Below are 23335 nucleotides of genomic sequence, written 5' to 3'. Positions count from 1 at the left end.
CGCTCGGTGGTCCGGCGCCGACGGGTCCGGCCCGCCGGGCAGGTCAGCCCGCGGAACGCGCCCGGTGGCGGAACGCTGTGCGACGGAGTCCGGCCCCCGGGGTCGCACCGGTGCGTGCGCCGTCCCGGAGCACAGGCACGCCCGCGACGAGGACGTCGTCGATGCCCTCGGCCAGCCGCATCGGGTCCGCGTAGGTCGACCGCGCAGCGACCCGCTCGGGGTCGACGACGATCAGGTCCGCCGTCCAGCCGGGCGCGACGGCACCGCGGTGGTCGAGCTGGAACAGGCTCGCCGGGAGGGCCGACAGGTGTTCCTGGGCCTCCCGCCACGTCAGCAACCCCGTGCGGGCGTAGTCCCCGAGGTACCGCGCGAAGGTGCCGTACGCGCGCGGGTGCGGGTGCGTCCCGACGAAGATGCCGTCCGAGCCGCCGGTGTGCCCGCCGTACCGGTACAGCTCCGCGAGTTCGAGCGGGGTCCGCGGATGGGGGACGCGCATGACGACGGTCACCTGCAGGTCCGAGTCGACGAGCAGGTCGAGCGCGAGGTCGACGGGATCGGTGCCGGTCGCGTCCGCTGCCTCGGCGAGCGTCCGCCCCTGCAGCGCGTGGAACTCGGCGGCGGGGACGTGCGAGAGCGTGATCTGCTCCGCCCAGCCGGCGCCGAGGTCCGCCCGACCGAGCACTCGCTCGAGCACCACGCGCCGGAGCCGTTCGCGGCCGCCCTCGACGTCGAGCGCGCGGGCCAGGTCGTCGGTGCCGGGGCGGGCGAGCCCGGCCGGCAGGAGCAGCATCGACAGGATCGTGCAGCCGCGCGAGTACGGGTACGCGTCGAAGGACAGCGGCGCCCACCGTGCCGCGGCCCGTTCGAGCTCCGCGAGCGCGAGGCCGACGGGGGCGTGCAGGTGCGACACGTGCGCCGACCCGCCGCCGGCGCGGCAGATGCGGACGATCTCGTCGATGCCCGCGCCCACGTTCGTCTCGTACCCGCCGCGCATGTGCGTGACGTAGCGGCCGCGCACCGCGGCGGACTCGGTCGCCAGCGCGGCGATCTCCTCTGTCGAAGCGTGGAGGCCCGGGACGTAGTCCAGCCCGGTCGCGAGGCCGACCGCTCCGTCAGCCATCCCCTGGCGGACCAGGGCCCGCATCGCGTCGAGCTGCGCGGCGTCCGCGGGCCCGTCGTCGTCGCCCATCACCTCGTGCCGGACGGTGCCGGCCGGGACGAGCGTCGCGACGTTGAGCGGTGTCGTGCCGTCGTAGGTGGCCAGCAGGCCGGCGATCCCGTCGCCGCGGTACGTCGGGTGGGGGCCGTCGATCGCGGCGAAGTACCGCGCTGCCCAGGAGCCGTCGCCCGGTGCCGGCCCGACGCCGTCCTGCCCGGTCACGATCGACGTGACGCCCTGGCGGAGGAGCGCGAGCTGCACGCGCTCGTCGAACACGAGCGAGCCCGCGTGGGAGTGTGCGTCGACGAAGCCCGGCATGACGACCCGGTCCGTGCAGTCCACGACCACGGCGTCGAACGGGGTCCTGAGCCGACGGCCGATATCCGCGACCCGCCCGTCCACGACGAGGACGTCCCGCGGGTGGAAGCGTGCATCGGCCCCGACGACCGATCCACCGGCGAGGAGCACCGGCTCGGGCACCGCCGTCACCGGCCCAGTGCCGCGACGAGCCGCTCGGCCCGGAGCCGGAGGGCATCGAGGTCGCCGTCCCGGAGCGCGTCGCCCACGAGGGGGGAGCCGAGCCCGACCGCGACCGCCCCGGCCGCGAGGTAGTCGGCCGCGTCGTCGATGCCGATGCCCCCGGTCGGGACCACGTCGACGAAGTCGAGCGGGGCGAGGACCTGCTTCAGGAAGGCGGGTCCGCCGAGCTGGGCGGCCGGGAACACCTTGACCGCCCGGGCCCCGTGCCGCCAGGCGGTGACGATCTCGGTCGGCGTCGCCGCTCCCGGGTACCAGCCGAGCCCGCGCTCGTGCGCCCGTTCGCCGATCGCGGGGTCGGTGTGGGGGCTGACCGCGAAGGTCGCGCCGAGCGCCGCCGCCTCGTCGACCTGCCGCGGTTCGAGCACCGTCCCGACGCCGATCGCGGCGGCCCGGCCGTACCGTTCGACGGCCCACGCCATGCCCTCCTGCCAGCGTGGTGTGTTCGTGGTGAGCTCGATCGCACGCACGCCGGACTCGACGAGTACGCGGACGACGTCCTCGACGTGCTCGCCGGTCCCGCCCCGGAGGATCGCGACGGCGGGACCGGCCTCGTGGCGGTGGCGCGTCCCCGTGCCGGTGGTCGCGGTGTCGGTCATCGTGGTCCTCCTGTCGTGGGCGCGGCCGTCATCGGTCGACCCGGTCGTGCACGGTGTGGTCGACCTCCGGGCCGTCGACCGGGCGGGCCGCGGCGTCGGGGTCGGGGAGCTGCCAGTCGCCCGGCACCGTGCAGGCGAGCGCCCCCGCGTCGGCGGCCCGGTCGAGTGCCTCGGCCGGGCCGGCGCCGGTGAGCACCGCGGCGAGCCACCCCGCCACGAACGCGTCGCCGGCGCCGACCGGGTCGACCACGCGGACGGGTGTCGCGGGCCGTCGGAGCAGGACGCCGTCGACCGAGGCCACCGCGCCGCGGGAGCCGAGCTTCACCACCGCGGTGCCGTCGGCCATCGCCGCGAGGTCGTGCGCGAGGGACTCCTCGTCGTCCGGCTGCTCCTGGCGTCCGAGGACGAGTCGGGCCTCGTCGTCGCTCGCGAACACCACGCTCGACCGCTCCGCGACGGCCCGGTAGCGCTGCCGGGCGGTGTCGGGGTCGACGAGCTTCGGCCGGTGGTTGACGTCGAAGGAGACCGGCACGCGCGCCGTGTCGGCACGGGCGAGCACGGCGTCCACGGCGGCTCGGGCGCTGTCCGAGAGCGCGGTCGTGATGCCGGTGAGGTGCACGAGTCCGGCCCGTTCGACGAGCCCGTCGGGGACGTCCTCCGGCCGGACCGCGGACCCGGCCGACCCCGCACGGTGGTAGGTCACCCGGGTCCGGCCGTCGGGGAGCCGCTCCTTCATCATGAGGCCGGTCGAGCGGTCCGGGTCGAGGACCGCGACGACGTCCACGCCGGTGCGGCGGACGTCCGCGAGCACCCGCTCGCCCGCCGGGTCCGTCCCGACACGACCCACCCAGGTCGTCGGCACGCCGGCACGGACGAGCCCGATCGCGACGTTGCTCTCGGCCCCGCCGGTGTCCAGGTCCACGGCGTCGAGGTCGCGCACCGAGCCGACCGACCGCCCGCTCAGGAGGAGCATGGTCTCGCCCATGGTGACGACGTGCCCGCTCACCGCGCGCTCCGGGACGGCGCGGTCCGGTGCAACGCGAGCTGCGCGGACGACGAGCCGAGCGCGACGGAGATCTCCTGTGCGGTGCGCACCACACCCGCTCCGAGCTCGCGCACGGCGGCCGCGGGGAACCGGGAGGCCAGGCCCGAGATGCTCATCGCGCCGACGACCTGGTTGGTGTGGTCGAGCACCGGCGCCGCCACGCACCGGATGTCCGGCTCGTTCTCCCGGTCGTCGATGCCGTAGCCGCGCCCGCGGGTGCGGTCGACCTCGTGGCGCCAGCGGACGTCGTCGGTGATGGTGTGCGCCGTCAGGGCGTGCACCGGCTGTGCGAGCACCCGGCCGAGGAGGTCCGGGTCGCCGAACGCGACGATCGCCTTGCCGGACGCGGTGTTGCGCATCGGCAGCCGGTTGCCGATGCGGGAGCCCATCCGGACCGTCCCGCGGGTCTCCACCTTGTCGACGTAGACGATGTCGGTGCCGTCGGGGACGACGAGGTGGCACGTCAGCCCGGTCTGCTCGGCGGTGCGGCGGAGGAACGGTGCAGCGGCGGCACGGAGGTCGATGCCCTCGAGGTAGCTCTGCCCGAGGAGCAGCGCTCCGAGCCCGAGCGTGAAGCCGGCGTCGGCCGTCCGGCGGAGGAGGTCGGTCTCCACCATCGGCGCCGTCAGCCGGAGCACCGTCGACTTGGACGTGCCGAGTTCGGCGGCGAGCGTGCCGAGGCTGACCGAGGTCTCGCCGGTCCGGGTGCGGTCAGCGACGATGTCGAGCAGACGCAGGCCCCGCCGGAGCGACAGGGCGGCGTTGCGGGCGGGGACGTCGTGCGGAGCGGTCACCGGAACACCGTCTCGATCGTGTCGAGGACGGTGTCGTCGTCGGCGAGCACGAGGACCTCCCGCCACTTGTCGAACACCGTGCACGGGTGGGAGACACCGAACACGACGACGTCCCCCGGAGCGACCGCCGGCGCGTCCGGGGTGGTCCGCAGGTAGCAGTGCTGGTCGTCGAGGCGGGTGACGGTGACCGACCCGGGGACCGGGGTGACGGGGCGGGCCCGAGCCGTGCCTCCAGGCCGGACCTCGCGCACGACCGGGAGGCCCTCGTCGAAGCTGATGTCCCGCTTGCCGACGGCGACGAGGGCGAGCCCCGGTTCCGGCGCCGACGTCACGCGGCCCCAGACGCGGATCGCGGCTTCGAGGCGGCCCTCCTCGGGGTGCCGCGCGAAGGGCGTCCGCTCGGCGTAGAAGCCGTCGTCGTGCGTCAGCGACGCCCCGGACCGGAGGAGGACGTCGACGTCGTCCGGGCGGTCCGCGACCGCGTCGACGACCGCGTCGAACCAGGCGCTGCCGCCCATGCTGAGCAGGGTGCGCGTCGCCGTGACGAGCGGACGGACCGCCGCCGTGGCGGCGAGCACCCCTCGGACGTACTCCCGGGCCTCGTCCGGGCCGGGCAGGCCGCCCTCGTACCCGGTCACGCCGCGGACCTCGAGCCCGGCGCTCCGCGCAGCACGCGCGAGCGCGACCCCGTCGGCGGGGGAGCGGACCCCGGTCCGGCCGCCCGGGAAGCCGATCTCGACGAGCACCGGGAGCGGTCCGTGGTCGGCGGCGGCCGCGACGCCGGCGGCGGAGTCGACCTGGAAGAGCACGTCCGCACCGGCGTCCAGCTCGCGTCGGCGGGCGATCCACGCGAGTCCCGCAGGGTCGAGGACCTCGTTCGCGACGAGGATCCGGTGGAACCCGTGGTCCCACGCCGCGACGGCCTGCTGGACCGAGGCGACGGTCACGCCCCACGCGCCGAGGTCGGTCTGACGGCGGGCGAGCGCCGGTGCCATGTGCGTCTTCATGTGCGGCGCGAACAGGAGCCCGTGCCGCTCGACGTAGGCCTGCATCACCGCGGCGTTCGACTCCAGGGCCGACTCGCGGAGCGTCATGACGGGCAGCAGGACGTCGTCGAGCACGTGCTTCGGCAATCGGACCTCCTCGTCGAGTGGTGACACGGCGTCACGCGCTGCCAGGCTCGTCCGCTGGGCGCGGTCCGGACAACACCGTCGCTCCGACCATTGTGCACAGCAGAACGGTGGGTCGCAGCGGGGCGGCTCGGCCCGGGTCCGGAACCCGAGCGGGCATAGCATTCCGTTCGAGATGACGACGACGACACCGACACCGAGCGCCCGGCGGGCAGGCAGCACGGCGGTCGCCGTCCTGGTCGCGGGCACGTTCTTCATGGAGCTGCTCGACGGCACGATCCTCGCGACGGCTGCTCCCGCGATGGGGCGCGACCTCGGCGTCGACTCGGCCGCGGTCGGCGTCGCGATCACCGCCTACCTCGTCACGCTGGCGGTGTTCATCCCGGTGAGCGGCTGGGTGACCGACCGCGTCGGCTCCCGCACCGTCTTCGCGGCGGCGATCGCGCTCTTCACGGTCGCCTCGGCTCTGTGCGCGATGTCCACCGGCCTGGTCGACCTGACGCTGTGGCGGATCCTGCAGGGCCTCGGCGGCGCGATGATGGTGCCCGTCGGTCGGCTCGTCGTGCTGCGGAGCGCCGGCCGTGACCACCTCGTCACCGCGATCGCGATCCTGACCTGGCCGGCGCTCGCGGCCCCGATCATCGCCCCGTTCGTCGGCGGGGTGCTCGTGGACACCCTGACCTGGCACTGGATCTTCCTCATCAACATCCCGCTCGGGATCGTCGCGTTCGTCGCGGCGCTCGTGCTCGTGCCGCAGGAGCGTGCGCCCGAGCGGGTGCCGTTCGACTGGCTCGGGTCGGTGTTGGCGTGCTTCGGGCTCGGTGCGCTCGTCGTCATGGCGTCGTTGCTCGCCCTCGACGAGGTCCCCGTGGTGGCCGTCGTGGTGTCCGGCGTCGTCGGAGCGGCCGGCTGCTGGCTCGCGGTCCGGCACTTCCGACGGGCGCCGCACCCGATCATGGGGCTCGGGTCGTTCCGGCTCGAGACCTTCCGGGTGTCGCACGCCGGAGGCAGCCTCTTCCGGCTCGCCGTCTCGGCGGTGCCCTTCGTGCTCCCCCTGCTGTTCCAGGACGCCTGGGGGTGGAGCGCGGTGCTCGCCGGGTCCGCCGTGCTCTGGGTCTTCGTCGGCAACCTCGGCATCAAGCCGATGACGACGCCGTTGCTCCGCTGGTTCGGGTACCGGCCGGTCATCATCGTGTCCTCCGCGGTCGCCGCGCTGAGCGTCGTCGCGATGGCCTTCACGACTCCGCAGACGCCGTTCTGGCTGCTCGCCGTGCTCCTCGTGGTGAGCGGTGCCGCGCGGTCGGTCGGCTTCACCGCGTACAACACGATCGCGTTCGCCGACGTCGAGCAGGCGGACATGACACCGGCGAACACCCTGTCGTCGACGCTCCAGCAGACCGCGGCGGGGTTCGGGGTCGCGGTGGCCGCCGTCGTGATCCGGGCGGCTGCGGGGCTCGGCGGGTCGGGGCCCTACGTCGTCGCGTTCTGGGTGATCGCCCTGCTGCTCGTCGTGGCCTGCGTCGAGGGCGTCCTGATGAGCCGGACGGCGGGGGAGACCGTGCGGCCGGCGCGCCGCGTGCGGGTCTGACGCGCCACCAGCGCGCTGCGCGCGGGGCTCACACGCGCCGCCGGCGCGCCGCGTGCGGGTCTGACGCGCCGCCGGCGTGCCGCCGCTGTCCGTTCGCGACACGGTCACACGCCGGAAACCCGTCCCGCGCTACAGTCTCAGCAACCTGCCGCGGAGGCCGAGTAGTTTCGCTCCGGCAGGGTGACCCGGTACCCCGGACACGACGCCACCCGGAACAGGAAGGCAGCATGGCCGCTCCACAGCAGCACGGGACGATCGACCCCGACGCCGACGTGCAGCCGACCGCACTGCGTGTCGTCAGCTACAACCTCCGTGAGCACACCGCGAACGGCGAACTCGCGTCCCTGGCCGAGGCCTCGCAGGCCGACGTCCTGTGCGTGCAGGAGTGCGACTCGAACGACCTCGCCCGGTCCGTCGGCGGCCTCACGCTCGCGGCGTCGACCAAGGCGAACCGGCTCGGCCTCGCGATCTACAAGCGCGACGACCGCTTCGACCTGCAGGACTTCAGCATCCACTCGCTGCAGAAGTCGCTGCACGACCGGGTCCTCGCACCCGCCCACGAGCGGCTCATCGCCATGCACCTCCGCGACCGGGAGGCCGACACCGAGGTCATCGTGGCGTCCTTCCACGCGTCGCCGCTGACGGCCACGAACTCGCTTCGCCGGAAGCAGATCGAGGCGGCGCACCAGTTCGTCCGCGATCTCTCGAGCGAGGCCCCCGCGATCATGGTCGGCGACTTCAACTACCCGTGGTTCCAGACGAACCTCCGCCGCAAGATCGAGGAGCACGGCTTCGCCCTGTCGCTCTCCGACCAGCCGACGTACCTGCGCTACCGCAAGTTCACCGGACACTTCGACTTCGCCACGAGTGTCGGCCTGCACATCGCGGGCGTCGAGACGCTGCCGGCCGGCGTGTCCGACCACCGGCCGATCCTCGTCCGGGCGCACTACGAGCACCCGGGTGACACGGCGGGCTACCCGACGGTCAACGCCTCCGTCGCCTGACGCCTCCGTGGCCTGACGCCTCCGCCGCCGGTCGCGACGTGTCGTCTGTCGTGCGGCGGGTGGTCACGAATCGTCGGTTCCGGGCGGCTGGAGTGACGCTTCGTGACCGCGCGGGGAGTGTGTGCGGGGCGTCGTGACCACACGACGGACGGGAGGCACGGTGCCGACCCGCACCGTGCCTCCCGTCCCGACCGCGCCGTGCGCGCGACCCGCGCGGTGCCGATCGTCGCCGCGCCCGCGGCCTCCGCCGGCGCTGGTCGGGACTCTCCGTCTGTCGTGCGGCGGGTGGTCACGAAGTGTCGTCATCCTGCGTCCGTGGCGACGCTTCGTGACCGCGCGGGGAGCGTGAGCGGGGCGTCGTGACCATACGACGGACGGGAGGCACGGTGCGTCACCAGCACCGTGCCTCCCGTCCGTGACGTGGTCGCGTCCGCGACCCGCGCTGCGTCAGCGTCGCAGCGTCGCGCGGGCCAGGCGGTTCCCGAGGAACTGGCCGAGCTGGACGATGACGACGATCAGCGCCACCGACACGTAGACGACCCACCAGTCGTAGCGCTGCGACCCGTACTGGATCGCGTACTCGCCGAGGCCGCCCCCGCCGACGAGCGCCCCCTGCGCCGTCATGTCGACGATGCCGATGTAGATGAACGTGTAGCCGAGGATGAGCGGGCCGAGGCCCTCCGGGATGAGCACGGTCAGCAGGATCGACAGCGGGTGCGCGCCCGAGGCCCGAGCCGCCTCGACGACGCCCGGGTCCACCGCGAGCAGGTTCTGCTCGACGATCCGGGACACCGCGAACGACGCTGCGAGCGAGATGGCGAACGTCACGGCCGGCACCCCGATCGTGGTCTGGACGACGACGCGGGACAGCGGGGCGATCGCGGCGAGGAAGATCACGAACGGGATCGGTCGGACGAGGTTCACGACCACGTTGAGGATCGTGTACGCCGTCCGGCTGCCGAGCAGGTTGCCGGGCCGCGTCGCGTACAACGCGAGGCCGAGCGCCAGGCCGATGACGCCCGCGATGACGAGCGAGATGATCGACATGACGATCGTGTCGCGCACCGCCCCGACGAGGACGTCGAACGAGTCGATCACGCTCTGGAAGGTGTTGTTCACGCTGCCGCCTCCTCGTCCACGGTGGTACCGGTCGCACGGAGCGCGGCGACGGCCTCGTCGACGGCGGACGGATCGTCGCTCGTCAGCTCGTAGGTGAGCGAACCGATGCGGCGCTCACGGATCTCACCGACGCCGCCGAACACGAGCTCGGCCGTGACACCGTGCGACCGCCAGGCCGCGTCGATGCGGTTCTGCAGGCCGACCTCGTCCGAGATCTGCACCGTGACCAGCCGTCCCGGATGGTGCGTGCGGAGCCGTGCGAGTTGCTCGGCCGAGGGCCGGTCGTGCAGGGCGGTCCGGACGAAGCGCTGGGCCGCCGGGGTCTTCGGCGCCGAGAACACGTCGTACACGTCGCCGACCTCGACCACGCGGCCGTGCTCCATGACGGCGACGCGGTCGGCGATCTGCCGCACGGCGTCCATCTCGTGCGTGATGACGATGATGGTGACGCCGAGCTCCCGGTTCACCCGGCGGAGCAGCCCGAGCACCTCCGACGTGGTGTCCGGGTCGAGGGCACTGGTGGCCTCGTCGGCGAGGAGCAGCTCGGGGTTCGACGCGAGCGCCCGGGCGATGCCGACGCGCTGCTTCTGCCCGCCGGAGAGCTGCTCGGGGTAGGCGTACGCACGGTCGAGCAACCCGACGAAGTCGAGCAGCTCCGCCACCCGGCGGTCGCGTTCCGGCTTCGCGACGCCGGCGACCTTGAGCGGGTACGCGACGTTGCCCGCGATCGTCCGCGAGCGGAACAGGTTGAACTGCTGGAAGATCATCCCGATCCGCCGACGCGCCTGACGGCGATCCCGCTCGGGGATCGCCGTCAGCTCCTGTCCGGCGACCGTCACCGACCCGGAGCTCGGCAGCTCCAGGGCGTTGACGAGCCGGACGAGCGTCGACTTGCCGGCACCGGAGTACCCGATCACCCCGAGGACCTCGCCCTGGTGCACGTCCAGGTCGACGTCGTCGACCGCGGTGACGGACTCGCCGGTGTCGGCGCGGCGGTAGTGCTTCGAGACGCCGCGGAGTTCGACGAGCGCGGGCACTACTGCTTGGCCGCCTTCGCGTCCTGCTCGACGGTCGCGAGCTCGCTCTGCAGGTCGGCCGCGCTCACGTTGCGCGCGACGGCCTGCGGGTAGTCCTCCTTGAACGCCTGCTGCACGGAGCTGTCCTGGAACAGCTTGGCGAGCGCCAGGTAGGTCGAGTTGTCCTTGTCGGCGTCACGGACGGCGAACACGTTGACGTACGGAGCAGCGCTGGCGCTCGACGGGTCGTCCTTCGAGATGACGTCCTTCACCGGCAGGCCGGCGGCGGTCGCGAAGTTGTTGTTCACGACGGCGGCCGCGACGGAGCCCTGCTGGAGTGCGTTCGCGGTCTGCGAGGCGTCGAGCGTCTGCACGTCGACCTTGTGGGTCTCGATGTCCGCGGTCGTCGAGAACGCGGTGCCACCGTCCTTCAGCGTCAGGAGCTTCGCGTCCTGCAGCACGAGGAGCGCACGCGCCTGGTTGATCGCATCGTTCGGGATCGCGACCTTCGCGTTCGCCGGCAGGGCCGAGGCGCTGTCGTACTTCGTCGCGTACAGGGGCAGCGGGTAGACGGCGGTCGAGCCGATCGGCTGGATGTCGTCCTTCGAGGTGACGTTGTAGTCCGCGAGGTACTGGATGTGCTGGAACTGGTTGATGTCGACCTGCTGGTCCTTCAACGCCGGGTTCGGCAGCGAGTAGTCGGAGAAGTTGACCAGCTGCACGGTGACGTTCAGCTTGTCCTTCGCGAGCTTCGTGTACGTCTTCCAGTACGGCAGCGCCTTGTCGGCGACACCGATCTTCACGGTCTTCGCCGCGCTGTCGCCGGCAGCCCCGGCGCCGCCGTCCCCACCGGAGCGGACGGCACCGACGATCAGGGCGACGACGATCGCGACGACGACGACGGCCGCGGCGACGATCCAGCCGATCGGACGCTTGCCCTTCGGCTTCTGGGGCAGTGCAGGTGCGGACATGGTGCTCCTCGTGGGCTGGGCTGTGCGGGGTCTTCGACGGCACACGGAGCATCGGCGGTCCGCGGCGTCCGACGAGTGTGACCGGTGACCGGTGGGTGCCGCGAGTTGCGTTCCGCCGTGTTACAGCCGTGTGACAGCGCCGTCCGGTTCACTCGGACGCGTGCGGAGCATCGAACTCGTCCTGACCCCCGCGGCGGACGCTGCCGTGCGAGCGGTGTGGGACGCGCTGATCGCCGACGACCTGCCGAGCCTCGGCCGGCACGTGTCCGCGTCGAACGCTCCGCACGTGACGCTGACGGCCGGCCCGGACCTCGCCGTCCCGGCCGGGTTCGACGCACCGGTGCCGACGGAGCTCCGGGTCGGCGGCGTGCTGCTCTTCCCGGCCGGGACCGAGCGGTCGGTGCTCGTCCGGGCCGTGGTGGTGGAACAGGCGCTCACCGCGTTCCACGCCGCGGTGCACCGAGCCGCACCCGGCGGGGTCGACACCGTGCTGCCGGGAGCGTGGTCGCCGCACCTCACGCTCGCACGCCGCGTGCGCGACGTCGACCTGCCGCGCGCGGTCGCCGCGCTCCGCCGGGCGCCGTTGCCCGACGTGCTCGAGGTGGGCGGCGTCCGGTTCTGGGACGGGGACACGAAGACGGTGACGCCGCTCGGGTGAGCGATGGGGCGGACACGGGACGGGCCTCCTGGCCGGTCGTCGACCGCGCGGGCGACGCTGCGCGCGATCCGACGCCCGTCGTCAGACTCCGAGCACACGCTCCGCGAAGGCGGAGCCGAAGACCCGGTCCGGGTCCGCTGCGCGGACGAGGTCGCGGACGGCCGGGAGGCGCGGGTACAGCCCGGCGATCGCCTCGCCGTCCAGGGAACTCATCTTCCCCCAGTGCGGGCGCCCGTCGTACGGGGCGAGCAGCGCCTCGAGGTCCGGCAGCAGCGCTGCCACCTCGGCGGGGTGCTTCCGCCAGGTGAACGCGATGCAGAGGACGTCCTCGCCCTGGGTCGGGCTCAGCCAGAACGGGTCCGCGGCCATCGTGCGGAGTTCGCAGACGTGCAGGTGCGGGTGGATCCGGTCGGCCATCGTGCGAACGGCGTCGAGCGCGGCCGCCGCGTGCTGGAGGGGCACGAAGTGCTCGCTCTGCACCTCGGACCCGACGCTCGGCACCGACTCGATGGGGAAGTGCGGGAGGCGGTCCCACCACGGGCCGACCGAGCCGTCGCGGGCCGTGTGGTGGCCGTCGCCGGGGGTCCCCGGGCGCTTCGGGGCGCCGAGGAGGCTGTCCGTGACGGTGACGTCGTTCGCCCCGTCGGGCACGCGCGACTTCACCAGGACCTCGCTGATCTCGTCGCCGAAGACCGTGTACGAGCAGACCGAGTAGCCGGCGGTGTGGATGCCTGCCACGTTCGCGGTGAAGACGTCCCACGGGACCGGACCGTAGGCGTCCTGCCGCATGCGGTACGAGGGTTCGACGTCGAGGGTCACGCGGGTGACGATGCCGAACAGGCCGAGGTGCAGGACGGTGCCGTCGAAGCCGGGGTCGCCGCGGTGGACGGTACGGAGACCCCCGTCCGGACCGATCAGCTCGAGGGAACGGACCGCGGTGCTCAGCGATCCGAGGGTCGTGCCGGAGCCGTGCGTGCCGGTGGCGATCGCGCCGCCGATCGAGATGTGCGGCAGCGACCCCGTGTTGTGCAGGGCGAACCCGGCGCGGTCGAGGTCCGGGGCGACGAGGCCGTAGCGCGTGCCGGCGCCCATCGTCGCGGTCCGCCGCTCGGCGTCGACCTGGAGGTCGGTCGGGATGTCGGTGAGGTCGAGCAGCACGCCGGGGGAGTCGGCGACGTCGTTGAAGGAGTGCCGGGTGCCGAGGCCGTGCACCCGCGGGGAGCGGGCGACGATCTCCGCGGCCTCGGCGACGGAGGTCGGGCGGAGGATGCGCTCGGCTGTGTAGGTGACCGTGCCGGACCAGTTGAGCTCGCTCGCTGTCGACCGCATGGCGCCCACGATGCCACGCGCCGCCGACAGCCGGGGTCGGGTGCGTGCCGACCTGCCCCGAGGGAACGACGGCCGCAGCGGGCCCCGGCGACGCGGCGGCGCGCCGACGTGCCCGGGCTCAGTGCACCGCGGGAGCGGGCGCGCCTTCCGGGGTCGCCGGGCGGCGGACCATCGAGGCGGTCGCGATGCCCACCAGCGAGATGACCGCCCCGACGAGGAACGCCGTCCGGACGCCCACCGCGGTGGCCGCCGCGACGTCGTCCGCGCCCGAGCTCGCCGCGCCGGCCGCCCCGATCGTCAGCAGCGTCACGAAGAGCGCGGTGCCGGCAGCACCGGCGAGCTGCTGGGCGGTGCCGAGGACCGCGCTGCCGTGCGAGTACAGCGTCGGCGGGAGTCCGCCGAGCGCCGCGGTGAACAGCGGCGTGAAGGTCAGGGCGAGTCCGATGCTCAGCACGACGTGTGCGCCGAGCACGAACCACACGCTGGTCTCGACACCGACGGTCGAGAGCGCCCAGAGGACGGCACTGACGATGATCGCCCCCGGGACGAGGAGCACCCGCGGGCCACGGCGGTCGTAGACGCGACCGACGACCGGGGAGAGCAGGCCCATGATGAGGCCGCCGGGGAGCAGGAGGAGCCCGACCTGCAGGACCTCGAGCCCGAGGACGCGCTCGAGGTAGATCGGCAGCAGGATGAGCGTGCCGAACATCGCCATGAAGCTGATCACCATCGCGACGATCGGGACCGTGAACCCGCGCGTCCGGAAGGTGCGCAGGTCGAGCAGGGCGGAGTCGGTGCGCTGGAGACGGGTCTGGCGGAACACGAAGAGCGCGAGCGCCACGAACCCGACCACGAGCGACAGGACCGGCACCAGCGGCCCGGTCGATCCCGCTTCGCCGATGCTCGACAGGCCGTAGACGATGCCGCCGAACGCGACGGCGGAGACGACCACCGACAGGACGTCGATCGGGGCCTTCCGCGGCGTCGAGACGTTCCGGACCTTCACCATGCCGAGGACGAGCGCGGCGATCGCGATCGGCAGCACGAAGCCGAAGAGCCACCGCCACGAGAACGCGTTGAGGATCAGCCCGGAGATCGTCGGGCCGACGGCCGGTGCGACGGAGATGACGATCGAGATGTTGCCCATGACGCGACCGCGGTGCGCGGGCTCGACCAGGGTGAGCACGGTGGTCATCAGGAGCGGCATCATGATCGCCGTCCCGCTGGCCTGGACGATGCGTCCGACGAGCAGCATCGAGAACCCGGGTGCGAGGAGTGCGATCAGGGTCCCGGCGGAGAACAGGCTCATCGCCCACACGAACACCGGACGCGTGTCGAAGCGCTGCAGCAGGAAGCCGGTGACCGGGATCACGACGGCCATGGTGAGCAGGAAGCCGGTCGTGAGCCACTGCCCGGTGGCGGCGCTGATCCCGAGGTCGTCCATGAGCCGGGGCAGCGCCACGCCCATGATCGTCTCGTTGAGGATGACCACGAAGGCCGAGACGAGCAGGAGTCCGATCACGAGTCGGGTCTCGCCGGGCGACGGCTGCGTCACGCTCCCGGTCCGGGGTGCGGAATCGACGGCCTGGGTCATGCGGGGCTCCTGGGAGGATCGCGACGTGCGGGACGAGGGGGCGCCGGAGCGCAGACAGGGCAACCGCCTGAACGGATTCGATTATTCCGCTTCCGCCCGACACGCGGCAGGTCCGCACGGACGCGACCCCGCCGTTCCGCCGTGCACCGCGTTCAGTGGAGGATCGAGAACCCCTCGGTGTCGCCGTGCGGGACGACCGGGCGCAGCGCGACCTCGGTCACCTCGGCGGAGGGGGGTCCGCTCTGCAGCAGCTCCATGAGACGGTCGACGGCCGGCGACGGCCCCTCCGCCTCGACCTCGACCGTCCCGTCGAACAGGTTCCGGGCGTACCCGACGAGCTCGAGCCCGTCGGCCTTCCGTGCCGTCCAGTACCGGAAACCGACCCCCTGCACCGTGCCCGAAACCACCGCGTGCATCCTCGTCACCGTCGTCATGCCCTCACCGTAGGCGTGCGCTCTCCGGACGAGTTTTCGGCGGTGTTACCGACTCGTGAAACCCGGTGATAGAGTCATCGCAACCCGAACACTTCGAGTCACAATGACACTATCCCCTGAAGCCCACATCCGCGTCGCGGTGTCCACCGTGATCGTCGCGCTGCGCCCGCACCCCGACACCGGCGCACCGGCGCTGTGGATGCCGCTCGTGCGCCGCGTCGCCGAACCGTTCGAGGGGTCGTGGGCGCTCCCGGGCGGCTGGGTGCAGCCGGACGAGGGCCTCGAGGACTCGGCGGCCGCACGCCTGCGCGAGACCACCAACGTGCAGCCGCGGTACCTCGAGCAGCTGTACGCGTTCGGCGACGTGGACCGCTCGCCGAACCGGGTGGTGTCCATCGTGTACTGGGCCCTGGTGCACCCGGACGAGGCGAACGTCGTGCCCGACGACTGGAACGTCCGGTGGTTCCTCGCCGACGAGCACCCGCCGCTCGCGTTCGACCACGACCGCATCGTGGCGTACGCCCTCTGGCGCCTGCGGAACAAGATGTCGTACTCCCGCATCGCGCAGGCGTTCCTCGGCGACCGGTTCACGCTCGCCGAGCTCCGCGGCGTCTACGAGGCGGTGCTCGGGCGAGCGCTCGACCCCGCGAACTTCCGGCGGCAGGTCGAGAAGACCGACGCAGTCCTGCCGACGGACGAGACCACGAGCGGAGGGCGGCACCGACCCGCCCGGCTCTACCGCTCGAACCCCGACCTGGCGTACGCGGACAACGGTCCGTTGCAGCCGGCCACCACACCGAAGCACCGATAGGAACCGACGTGTCCATCGCCACCACCATCGAACGCATCTCCAACGGCAAGGCCGACGGCGCCACGTGCACGCCGGACCTCGCGATGCCGACCTGGACCTTCGACTCCCGGCCCGGGTACGGTCCGGGTTCGTCGATGTCCGACGTCATCCCGACCGGTGCCCCGCGGCAGGGCGGCATCCCGGACGAGTACAAGACCGCGAGCGACGAGGAGCTGCACGAGCGCATCGAGCGGGCGAAGGCCACCCTCGGCGACCGGGTGGTCGTCCTCGGGCACTTCTACCAGCGCGACGAGGTCGTCCGGCACGCGGACTTCCTCGGCGACTCGTTCCAGCTCGCCAACGCCGCGCTGACCAAGCCCGACGCCGAGGCGATCGTGTTCTGCGGTGTGCACTTCATGGCCGAGACCGCCGACATCCTCGCCCGGGACGACCAGCGGGTCATCCTGCCGAACCTCGCCGCGGGGTGCTCGATGGCCGACATGGCCGACATCGACAGCGTCGAGCAGGCCTGGGCCGAGCTCGAGCAGGTCTACGGCACGGAGCCGGACGCCGACGGCCGCGTCCCGGTCATCCCCGTCACCTACATGAACTCCGCGGCGGACCTCAAGGCGTTCTGCGGTCGGCACGGCGGCATCGTCTGCACGAGCTCGAACGCAGCCACCGTCCTCGAGTGGGCGTTCGAGCGCGGGCAGCGGGTCCTGTTCTTCCCCGACCAGCACCTCGGCCGCAACACCGCCAAGGCGATGGGCATCAGCACCGACCTCATGCCGATGTGGAACCCGCGGAAGGCGCTCGGGGGCAACGACGAGCAGACCCTGCTCGACGCCCGGGTGGTCCTCTGGCACGGCTTCTGCTCGGTGCACCGCCGGTTCACCGTCGACCAGATCGAGCAGGCTCGGCGCGACCACCCCGGCGTGCAGGTCATCGTCCACCCGGAGTGCCCGATGGCCGTGGTCGACGCGGCGGACCACGCGGGCAGCACCGACCTCATCCGGAAGACCGTGGCCGCGGCGACCGAGCCGACGACCTTCGCGATCGGCACCGAGATCAACATGGTGAACCGGCTCGCCGCGGAGTACCCGCAGCACACGATCTTCTGCCTCGACCCGGTGGTCTGCCCGTGCTCGACGATGTACCGGATCCACCCGGGCTACCTGGCCTGGGTGCTCGAGGCGCTCGTCCGCGGCGAGGTCCTCAACGAGATCGTCGTGCCCGCCGACGTGCAGGCCGACGCCAAGGTCGCCCTCGAGCGCATGCTCGCGGCCAAGCCCCGCGGCTGACGCCCGAGCCGCCGGGACGGGAGGAACACACCGTGCACGTCGTCATCGTCGGGTCCGGGATCGCCGGGCTCACCGCAGCGATCCGCGCGAGCAGCCGCCACGACGTCACCCTGGTGACGAAGGGGTCGCTGACCGACGGCGCGACCGCGTACGCCCAGGGCGGGGTCGCCGTGGCGCTCGGCGCGGACGACTCCGCCGCACTGCACCAGGCGGACACGCACGTCGCGGCGGCGGGCAGCGCCGACGTCCGCGCGGTCGAGGTCCTCTGCACCGACGGGCCGGCCCGCGTCCGCGACCTGCTCGCCCTCGGTGTGCCGTTCGACCGCACCACCGACCCCGCCAGTCTCGACCGGTACGGCGACGACCTCGCCCGCGGGCGCGAGGCAGCGCACGGCCGCTGGCGTGTCGTCCACGCCGACGGCGACGCGACGGGGGCCGCGATCGAGCGGACCCTCGTCGACGCGCTGCACCGCCGCCACGTCACCATCCTCGAGCGCACCTGCCTCGTCGACCTGGTGGTCCGGGAGGGCGCCGTCGTCGGGTTGGACGTCCTCGACCTCCTCGGCGAGCCGCGCCGGATCGACGCCGACGCCGTCGTGCTCGCCTCCGGCGGTGCCGGGCACCTCTACCGCGAGACGACGAACCCGCTCGTCGCGACGGGCGACGGGCAGGCGGCTGCGTGGCGCGCCGGTGCGGTCCTCGCCGACCTCGAGTTCGTCCAGTTCCACCCGACACGCCTCGCCGTGCCGGACGGCGGCCTGGTCTCCGAGGCCGTGCGCGGCGAGGGCGCGGTCCTCCGGGACGTGCACGGACGCCGGTTCATGACCGACGTCCACCCCGACGCCGAGCTCGCCCCGCGGGACGTCGTGGCACGGGGGATCGCCGCCGCCGTCCGCGACCAGGGCGGTGAGCCCGTGCTCCTCGACGCCACGGCGCTCGACCCCGCGTTCCTCGTCCGTCGGTTCCCCGGACTCACCCGGGCGACCCGTGCCGCCGGGTTCGACTGGACGCGCGAGGGCGTGCCCGTCGCACCCGCCGCCCACTACGCGATGGGCGGCATCGCCACCGACGCCGAGGGCCGCACCAGCCTGCCCGGGCTCCTCGCGATCGGGGAGGTCGCCTGCACGGGCGTCCACGGCGCCAACCGGCTCGCGTCGAACTCGCTCCTCGAGGGCCTCGTCTTCGCCGTCCGCGCAGCGGACGCGCTCGGCGCGCCGCGACCCGGCCGACTCCGCCTGCGCGGCGACGCGGCGCTGGACGTCGTGACCGTCGGCGACGCGGCGGACGCGCGCCGTACCTCCCGGCAGGACCGGACGGGAGGCCCGGACCACCGCACCGACGTGGCGGACGTCCGCCGGGCGGTGCAGTCCGTCATGACGGACCGCGTGGGGCTCCTCCGCGACGCGACCGGACTCGCGAGCGCCCGTCGCGACCTCGACCACCTGCGCGTGCCGGCGCCCGCCGGCGTCCGCGAGCACGAGGACCGCGGCCTGCTCGACCTCGCCCGCCTGACCGCGCTCGCCGCCGAGGCCCGCACCGAGTCCCGCGGCGCGCACGCCCGGACCGACCACCCCGACACCGATCCCCGAGCCACGCGGTCGCACGGCTGGGTCTCCCGACCTGCCGCCGTCCCGCAGGAGGTACCCGCATGACCGACGTGACCGCACCGACGACCGACCGCCTCGCCGTCACCGATCCGGGCACGATCCCGTCGCACGCGCTCCGCCGGGTGGTCGAGACCGCGCTCGAGGAGGACGCACCCTGGGGCGACGTCACGAGCGAGACGCTCATCCCCGCGACGGCGACGGCCACCGCGACCCTGGCCGCCCGCGAGCCCGGCGTGCTGAGCGGCGGCGGCGTGTTCGTCAGCGTGATGCACGCCGTCGACCCGTTGATCACGGCCGAGGTGCACGTGTCGGACGGGTCCCGGTTCGACGCTGGGGACACCCTCGTGACGGTGTCCGGCCCGGCGCGGTCCGTGCTCCGGGCCGAGCGCGTGGCCCTCAACCTCGTGCAGCGGATGTCCGGCGTCGCGACCCTCACCGCGGCCTACGTCGCGGCCGTCGCGGGGACGCAGGCGCGGATCGTCGACACCCGCAAGACGACGCCGGGCCTCCGCGCACTCGAGCGCTACGCGGTGCGCTGCGGCGGCGGGCGGAACCACCGCACGTCGCTGTCCGATGCGGTGATGGCGAAGGACAACCACCTCGCGGTGCTCCTCGCCGACGGCATCGACATCGGCGACGCCGTCCGGTCCGCCCGCCAGCGGCTCGGTCACACGGTGCACCTCGAGGTCGAGGTGGACCGGGTCGACCAGATCGAGCCCGTCGTCGCGGCCGGCGTCGACACGATCATGCTCGACAACTTCGGGCCGGACGCGCTCCGGGAGGGCATCGCGGTCGTCGGCGGGCGCGCGCTGGTCGAGGCATCGGGCGGCGTGAACCTCGACACGGTCGCCGCGATCGCCGCCACCGGGGTCGACGTCATCTCCGTCGGCGCCCTCACGCACTCGGCGCGGGCCCTCGACCTCGGGCTCGACGTCGCCGTCTCGGCCTGACGTGTTCTACCTCGACCGCGCCGCCACGACGCCCGTCCGCCGCGAGGTCCTCGAAGCGATGTGGCCGTACCTGACGGGGACGTTCGGGAACCCCTCGTCGACGCACGGGGTCGGCGACGCCGCTGCGCGGGGTCTCGCCGACGCCCGCGCCGCGGCCGCCCGGGTGCTCGGGTGCCGCCCGGCGGAGGTCGTGTTCACCACCGGCGGGACGGAAGGGGCGAACACGGCCGTGAAGGGCATCGCGCTCGCAGCTCCCCGGGGACGGCACGTGGTCACGAGCGCGATCGAGCACGAGGCCGTGCTCGAGAGCTGCCGGTACCTCGAGCGACACCACGGCTTCGACGTGACGGTGCTGCCGGTCGACGGGGACGGCGTGGTCGACCCGGAGGTACTCGCCGCGGCCCTCCGACCGGACACCACGCTCGTGTCGATCGCGCACGCATCGAACGAGGTCGGCACGGTCCAGGACGTCCGAGCGCTCGCGGCGGTCGCTCGCGCGGTCGGCGCCCGCTTCCACACCGACGCGGTGCAGTCCGCGCCGTGGTTGCCGGTCGGGCCGTCCGACACCGACGCCGACGCCGTCTCGCTGTCCGGTCACAAGCTCGGTGCGCCCAAGGGCACCGGCGTCCTCGTCGTGCGTTCGGGGACGCCGCTGGAGCCGCTCCTGCACGGGGGCGGGCAGGAGCGGGGGCGGCGGTCGGGCACGGAGGACGTCGCTGGCGCGGTCGCGGTCGCCACGGCGCTGACGCTGCACGCGGAGGAGCGGGCGGACGCGGCGGACCGGGCGACCCGGACGCGCGAGGCCGTCCTCGACGGGGTCCTCGCCGCGGTGCCCGGGTCGATCGTCACGGGCTCGCGGACGGCCCGGCTGCCGGGGCACGCCTCGTTCTGCTTCCCGGGCGTGCACGGCGAGACCGTGCTGCTGGAACTGGAGCAGCGCGACGTCGTGTCCTCCTCGGGGAGCGCGTGCGCGGCTGGCAGCACCGAGGCGTCGCACGTCCTCACCGCGCTCGGGCTCGACGAGGACACCGCGCGGTCGGCCGTGCGGTTGACCTTCGACGAGACGCTCACCGAGGCCGACGTCCCGCTCGTCGTCGAGGCAGTGCGGGACGCCGTCGCCGCGGTGCGCGCGCTGGCCTGACCGACCGCCCGGCACCTTCGCAGAGTGTACTAGACGTTCTACTCCATGAGTGGGGACGTGTCCCCCCTTTTGCGGACCGCTGAAGTGCGTCAGGCTGTCCTCATGGCAAACGCGATCACGACTCGGGTCCGGCGGGAGGACCGCTTCCGGGCAGTCCAGCTCCTCCCCGCCCCCGCGACCGTCCTCGCGCTCGTCGTGGCCGCCCAGCACGACCTCGGCGCCGGACCCCTCGGGGTCATCGCCGTCGTCGGCGCCCTCGCGACCGTCGGGAGTGCCCTGCTCCCGATGATCCGGCCGGCCTGCGACCGAGCCGCCGCCCACGGATCCGAGCGCCGGTCGATGCCCACACCGACCGAATCGGACCGGTACCGAGGGGACACCGAACACCCCCACTGAGGTACACCACTGCCCGACCAGCACCGCGACGCCCGTCCCCCTGTGGGCGCGCGGTGCACCCAGCCGGACGCGAACCCCTGATCTGCGTCCGGCGCGGGGCACGGCATCCCCCTGTCGTCGTGCCCCGCCGCACACCGCGATCCGCCGTGGGCGTGGCGTCGATCCCCTGGACGACGCCGTCCCCTGACGCCCACGGCGGGCCGGTGTCGCCCGTGCCCGCGGCGCATGCCGCGGGACCGCCTGACCGCGCGCTCGTGCCGCCCGCGTCAGTCGCGAGCGCCGGCCGTCATTCGCGAGCGCCCGCCGCGACCGTCCCCGGCCAGACGTACGGCAGGTCGTCCGGGTCGTCCGGGAACAGCGGCCGGTAGTGCTCCGGCGCCTTCTGCAGCAGCTTCGACCGGTGTGACCGGTGCAGCTCCTCGTCGTCGTTCCACGGCGGCACCGCGAACCGACCGGACGCGTACGCCTCGAGGTCCTCGGGCACGAGCGCCAGGTCCGCCACGGTCTTGTCACGACAGGTGTCCGGGTGCCCGCGCTCGACCCAGACCGCGCAGGTCGCGTCCTGGTACGCCATGAGCGCCGGTCGGTACCCCCGCCACATCGCGGTGACGGGGTGGTTCTGCCACCCGTACCCGGGGATCGTCAGCGCGCGCATCACCTGGAGCGTCTCGACCCGCTGCTTGCCGAGTCGTCGGTCGTCGAGCACCTCGGCCGAGGCCCGGAAGTCCGCGAACGGCAGGAACGTCTGCATCGGCCCGACCGTACGCGCCGCGCTCTGGCAGTGCTGCCCGACACATGCCGTCACACGCGCACCTCGGGCCCGCCCCGCGTGTGAGCATCGACGGCATGAGCGGAGAACTCGTCGTCGGCGTCAGCGGCAGCCCGTCCGACCCGTCCCGGACCTCGACCCTGGTCGCGGCGACCGTCGAGCGGCTCGGGCAGGAGATCGAGGACGCTCGGACCGAGACCGTGGAGATCGGCCCGCTCCTGGCGGACCTCGGCGCAGCCGGTTCGCGAGAGGCCATGGCGCCGGCGACGGTCCGCGCGCTCGAGCTCGTCGAGTCGGCCGACGTCCTCGTCGTGGGCAGCCCCGCCTTCCGCGCCGCCTACTCGGGCGCGTTCAAGCTCTTCTTCGACTGGGTCGGACAGTACGACCTCGTCGACACCCCGGTGCTCCTCACGGCGACGGGCGGCAGCGACCGGCACGCCCTGCTCGTCGAGCACCAGATGCGGCCGCTGTTCGGCTTCTTCCAGTCGACGACGCTGCCGCTCGGGGTGTTCGGCAACGAGCGCGACTTCGCCAAGCGCGAGGGCGGCTACGACATCGCGAGCGTCGACCTCGAGCTCCGCATCGACCAGGCCGTCCGGCGGGCCGTCCCGATCATCCGCGGGGGCTTCGCCACGGCCGGCATGCCCGACGTGCGCCGTCCCGCCGAGTTCTAGCGGGTCGCGGGCCGCAGGCCGCGGGCCGCGGGCCGCCGTCGGCGCCGCCGCCGACCGCCGTCCGATGGGCGGGGTCGCTCACCCGTGCCGTCGCGACCATCAGGCGGACGGGAGGCGCGGATCGGGCCCGCACCGTGCCTCCAGGCCGTCAGTCGGTGGGGTCCGCCACCAGCGACGCGACGTGCGCGACCGCGAGCCGGTACCCGTCGGCTCCAGCGCCGGCGATGACCGCCGTCGCCGCGGTCGCCACGTGGTCGACGTGCCGGAACGGCTCGCGCTTCCACGTGTTCGACAGGTGCACCTCGACGACGGGCACGGTGAGCGCCTCGACCGCGTCGTGGAGCGCCACCGACGTGTGCGCGTAGGCCGCGGGGTTGATCACCACCCCGACGAAGTCGTCGAGCGCCTCGTGCAGCCACTCCACGAGCTCGCCCTCGCGGTTGGTCTGGCGGAAGTCGGCCTCGAGCTCGTGGACCGCGGCCTCGGTGTGCACGATGGCCTCGATCTCGGCCAGGGTCGTCGTGCCGTACTGCGCCGGGTCGCGTCGGCCGAGGATGTCGAGGTTCGGGCCGTTGAGCACGAGGATGCGCGGGGCGGTCATGGGTCCGAGCCTAGCGAGCAGGCCGGGCGGGTGCCGGTACCAGCAGGAACATGCGCTGGCTATGTGAACGGTCACAAATCGGTGTAGCGTCTCCGTCCGGGCCGGCGGAGTTGTCGGCTGCAACACATC

Annotated in this window: 23 protein-coding genes; 10 read left to right on the top strand and 13 right to left on the bottom strand. The window is 73.3% G+C overall.

Annotated elements, in window-relative coordinates:
• Positions 1 to 43 precede the first annotated feature (43 nt).
• Genes MON03_RS11935 through MON03_RS11915 form a run of 5 tightly spaced genes read right to left on the bottom strand, consistent with a single transcriptional unit; the run spans position 44 to position 5267 of the window.
• A complete protein-coding gene (locus MON03_RS11935) occupies positions 44 to 1648 on the bottom strand; it encodes an N-acyl-D-amino-acid deacylase family protein (protein ID WP_242088567.1) in 1605 nt (534 codons plus the stop codon).
• The gene (locus MON03_RS11930) at positions 1645 to 2295 is read right to left on the bottom strand and encodes a bifunctional 4-hydroxy-2-oxoglutarate aldolase/2-dehydro-3-deoxy-phosphogluconate aldolase (RefSeq protein ID WP_242088565.1); all 651 of its coding nucleotides are present in this window, start codon (positions 2293 to 2295) and stop codon (positions 1645 to 1647) included. Before MON03_RS11930 ends, MON03_RS11935 begins: the two co-directional genes overlap by 4 nt.
• Positions 2296 to 2323: 28 nt before the next feature.
• Entirely contained in the window at positions 2324 to 3301 is a 978-nt protein-coding gene (locus MON03_RS11925; RefSeq protein WP_242088563.1) for a sugar kinase, read from the bottom strand.
• Positions 3298 to 4134 carry an IclR family transcriptional regulator gene (locus MON03_RS11920; RefSeq protein ID WP_242088561.1) on the bottom strand — a complete coding sequence of 279 codons (837 nt, stop codon included), beginning with the start codon at positions 4132 to 4134 and terminating at the stop codon, positions 3298 to 3300. The genes MON03_RS11925 and MON03_RS11920 overlap by 4 nt, the downstream gene beginning before the upstream one ends.
• The gene (locus tag MON03_RS11915) at positions 4131 to 5267 is read right to left on the bottom strand and encodes an alanine racemase (RefSeq protein ID WP_175329519.1); all 1137 of its coding nucleotides are present in this window, start codon (positions 5265 to 5267) and stop codon (positions 4131 to 4133) included. Before MON03_RS11915 ends, MON03_RS11920 begins: the two co-directional genes overlap by 4 nt.
• Positions 5268 to 5439: 172 nt before the next feature.
• Here MON03_RS11915 and MON03_RS11910 point away from each other — a divergent pair, with 172 nt between their 5' ends.
• Both MON03_RS11910 and MON03_RS11905 read left to right on the top strand, forming a co-directional pair.
• The gene (locus tag MON03_RS11910) at positions 5440 to 6852 is read left to right on the top strand and encodes an MFS transporter (RefSeq protein ID WP_242088559.1); all 1413 of its coding nucleotides are present in this window, start codon (positions 5440 to 5442) and stop codon (positions 6850 to 6852) included.
• 227 nt (positions 6853 to 7079) lie between these two features.
• Positions 7080 to 7856 carry an endonuclease/exonuclease/phosphatase family protein gene (locus MON03_RS11905; RefSeq protein WP_175329517.1) on the top strand — a complete coding sequence of 259 codons (777 nt, stop codon included), beginning with the start codon at positions 7080 to 7082 and terminating at the stop codon, positions 7854 to 7856.
• Positions 7857 to 8303: 447 nt separating this feature from the next.
• On the opposite strand, the gene MON03_RS11900 is transcribed toward MON03_RS11905, so the two are convergent.
• The 3 genes from MON03_RS11900 to MON03_RS11890 are packed head-to-tail and all read right to left on the bottom strand — an operon-like array spanning position 8304 to position 10962.
• Positions 8304 to 8975, bottom strand: a complete 672-nt coding sequence (locus MON03_RS11900; RefSeq protein WP_022903377.1) for a methionine ABC transporter permease — start codon at positions 8973 to 8975, stop codon at positions 8304 to 8306.
• Entirely contained in the window at positions 8972 to 10012 is a 1041-nt protein-coding gene (locus MON03_RS11895) for a methionine ABC transporter ATP-binding protein (protein ID WP_022903376.1), read from the bottom strand. The genes MON03_RS11900 and MON03_RS11895 overlap by 4 nt, the downstream gene beginning before the upstream one ends.
• The gene (locus MON03_RS11890) at positions 10012 to 10962 is read right to left on the bottom strand and encodes a MetQ/NlpA family ABC transporter substrate-binding protein (RefSeq protein WP_242088558.1); all 951 of its coding nucleotides are present in this window, start codon (positions 10960 to 10962) and stop codon (positions 10012 to 10014) included. The genes MON03_RS11895 and MON03_RS11890 overlap by 1 nt, the downstream gene beginning before the upstream one ends.
• A gap of 160 nt (positions 10963 to 11122) precedes the next feature.
• Between MON03_RS11890 and MON03_RS11885 the strand changes: the two genes are divergently transcribed.
• A complete protein-coding gene (locus MON03_RS11885; protein WP_242088557.1) occupies positions 11123 to 11620 on the top strand; it encodes a 2'-5' RNA ligase family protein in 498 nt (165 codons plus the stop codon).
• Positions 11621 to 11701: 81 nt separating this feature from the next.
• On the opposite strand, the gene MON03_RS11880 is transcribed toward MON03_RS11885, so the two are convergent.
• The 3 genes from MON03_RS11880 to MON03_RS11870 all read right to left on the bottom strand — a co-directional run bounded on the left by MON03_RS11880 (position 11702) and on the right by MON03_RS11870 (position 14977).
• On the bottom strand, positions 11702 to 12949 hold the full coding sequence (locus MON03_RS11880; RefSeq protein WP_242088556.1) for an FAD-binding protein: 1248 nt from the start codon (positions 12947 to 12949) through the stop codon (positions 11702 to 11704).
• Positions 12950 to 13067: 118 nt separating this feature from the next.
• Positions 13068 to 14543, bottom strand: coding sequence for an MDR family MFS transporter (locus tag MON03_RS11875; RefSeq protein ID WP_242088555.1), 1476 nt, complete (start codon positions 14541 to 14543; stop codon positions 13068 to 13070).
• A 152-nt stretch (positions 14544 to 14695) separates the two neighbouring features.
• The gene (locus MON03_RS11870; RefSeq protein ID WP_022903371.1) at positions 14696 to 14977 is read right to left on the bottom strand and encodes an acylphosphatase; all 282 of its coding nucleotides are present in this window, start codon (positions 14975 to 14977) and stop codon (positions 14696 to 14698) included.
• Between the two features lie 103 nt (positions 14978 to 15080).
• Between MON03_RS11870 and MON03_RS11865 the strand changes: the two genes are divergently transcribed.
• The 6 genes from MON03_RS11865 (at position 15081) to MON03_RS11840 (ending at position 21162) form a co-directional block, all read left to right on the top strand.
• Positions 15081 to 15788: an NUDIX hydrolase gene (locus tag MON03_RS11865; protein ID WP_242088554.1), complete on the top strand. Its 708-nt coding sequence runs from the start codon at positions 15081 to 15083 to the stop codon at positions 15786 to 15788.
• 8 nt (positions 15789 to 15796) lie between these two features.
• A complete protein-coding gene (gene nadA, locus MON03_RS11860; RefSeq protein ID WP_175329512.1) occupies positions 15797 to 17068 on the top strand; it encodes a quinolinate synthase NadA in 1272 nt (423 codons plus the stop codon).
• A 32-nt stretch (positions 17069 to 17100) separates the two neighbouring features.
• Positions 17101 to 18720 carry an L-aspartate oxidase gene (gene nadB, locus MON03_RS11855; protein WP_242088553.1) on the top strand — a complete coding sequence of 540 codons (1620 nt, stop codon included), beginning with the start codon at positions 17101 to 17103 and terminating at the stop codon, positions 18718 to 18720.
• Positions 18717 to 19625, top strand: coding sequence for a carboxylating nicotinate-nucleotide diphosphorylase (gene nadC / locus MON03_RS11850; RefSeq protein WP_242088551.1), 909 nt, complete (start codon positions 18717 to 18719; stop codon positions 19623 to 19625). The genes nadB and nadC overlap by 4 nt, the downstream gene beginning before the upstream one ends.
• 1 nt (position 19626) lies before the next feature.
• Positions 19627 to 20766 (top strand): cysteine desulfurase family protein, encoded by a 1140-nt coding sequence (locus MON03_RS11845; protein WP_242088549.1) that lies wholly within the window; start codon positions 19627 to 19629, stop codon positions 20764 to 20766.
• 102 nt (positions 20767 to 20868) lie between these two features.
• Positions 20869 to 21162, top strand: coding sequence for a hypothetical protein (locus tag MON03_RS11840; RefSeq protein WP_022903676.1), 294 nt, complete (start codon positions 20869 to 20871; stop codon positions 21160 to 21162).
• Between the two features lie 286 nt (positions 21163 to 21448).
• On the opposite strand, the gene MON03_RS11835 is transcribed toward MON03_RS11840, so the two are convergent.
• Positions 21449 to 21913 carry an MSMEG_6728 family protein gene (locus MON03_RS11835; protein ID WP_242088547.1) on the bottom strand — a complete coding sequence of 155 codons (465 nt, stop codon included), beginning with the start codon at positions 21911 to 21913 and terminating at the stop codon, positions 21449 to 21451.
• Positions 21914 to 22008: 95 nt separating this feature from the next.
• Between MON03_RS11835 and MON03_RS11830 the strand changes: the two genes are divergently transcribed.
• Positions 22009 to 22605, top strand: a complete 597-nt coding sequence (locus MON03_RS11830) for an NAD(P)H-dependent oxidoreductase (RefSeq protein WP_031273517.1) — start codon at positions 22009 to 22011, stop codon at positions 22603 to 22605.
• A 148-nt stretch (positions 22606 to 22753) separates the two neighbouring features.
• On the opposite strand, the gene aroQ is transcribed toward MON03_RS11830, so the two are convergent.
• Positions 22754 to 23206: a type II 3-dehydroquinate dehydratase gene (gene aroQ / locus MON03_RS11825; RefSeq protein ID WP_022903679.1), complete on the bottom strand. Its 453-nt coding sequence runs from the start codon at positions 23204 to 23206 to the stop codon at positions 22754 to 22756.
• Positions 23207 to 23335 lie beyond the last annotated feature (129 nt).

Origin of the sequence: Curtobacterium sp. DN_7.5 (assembly GCF_022655355.1) — a bacterium.
Classification (GTDB): domain Bacteria; phylum Actinomycetota; class Actinomycetes; order Actinomycetales; family Microbacteriaceae; genus Curtobacterium; species Curtobacterium luteum.
Note: the sequence above shows the minus strand (reverse complement) of the source record. Positions and strands in the feature narration are given on the sequence as shown.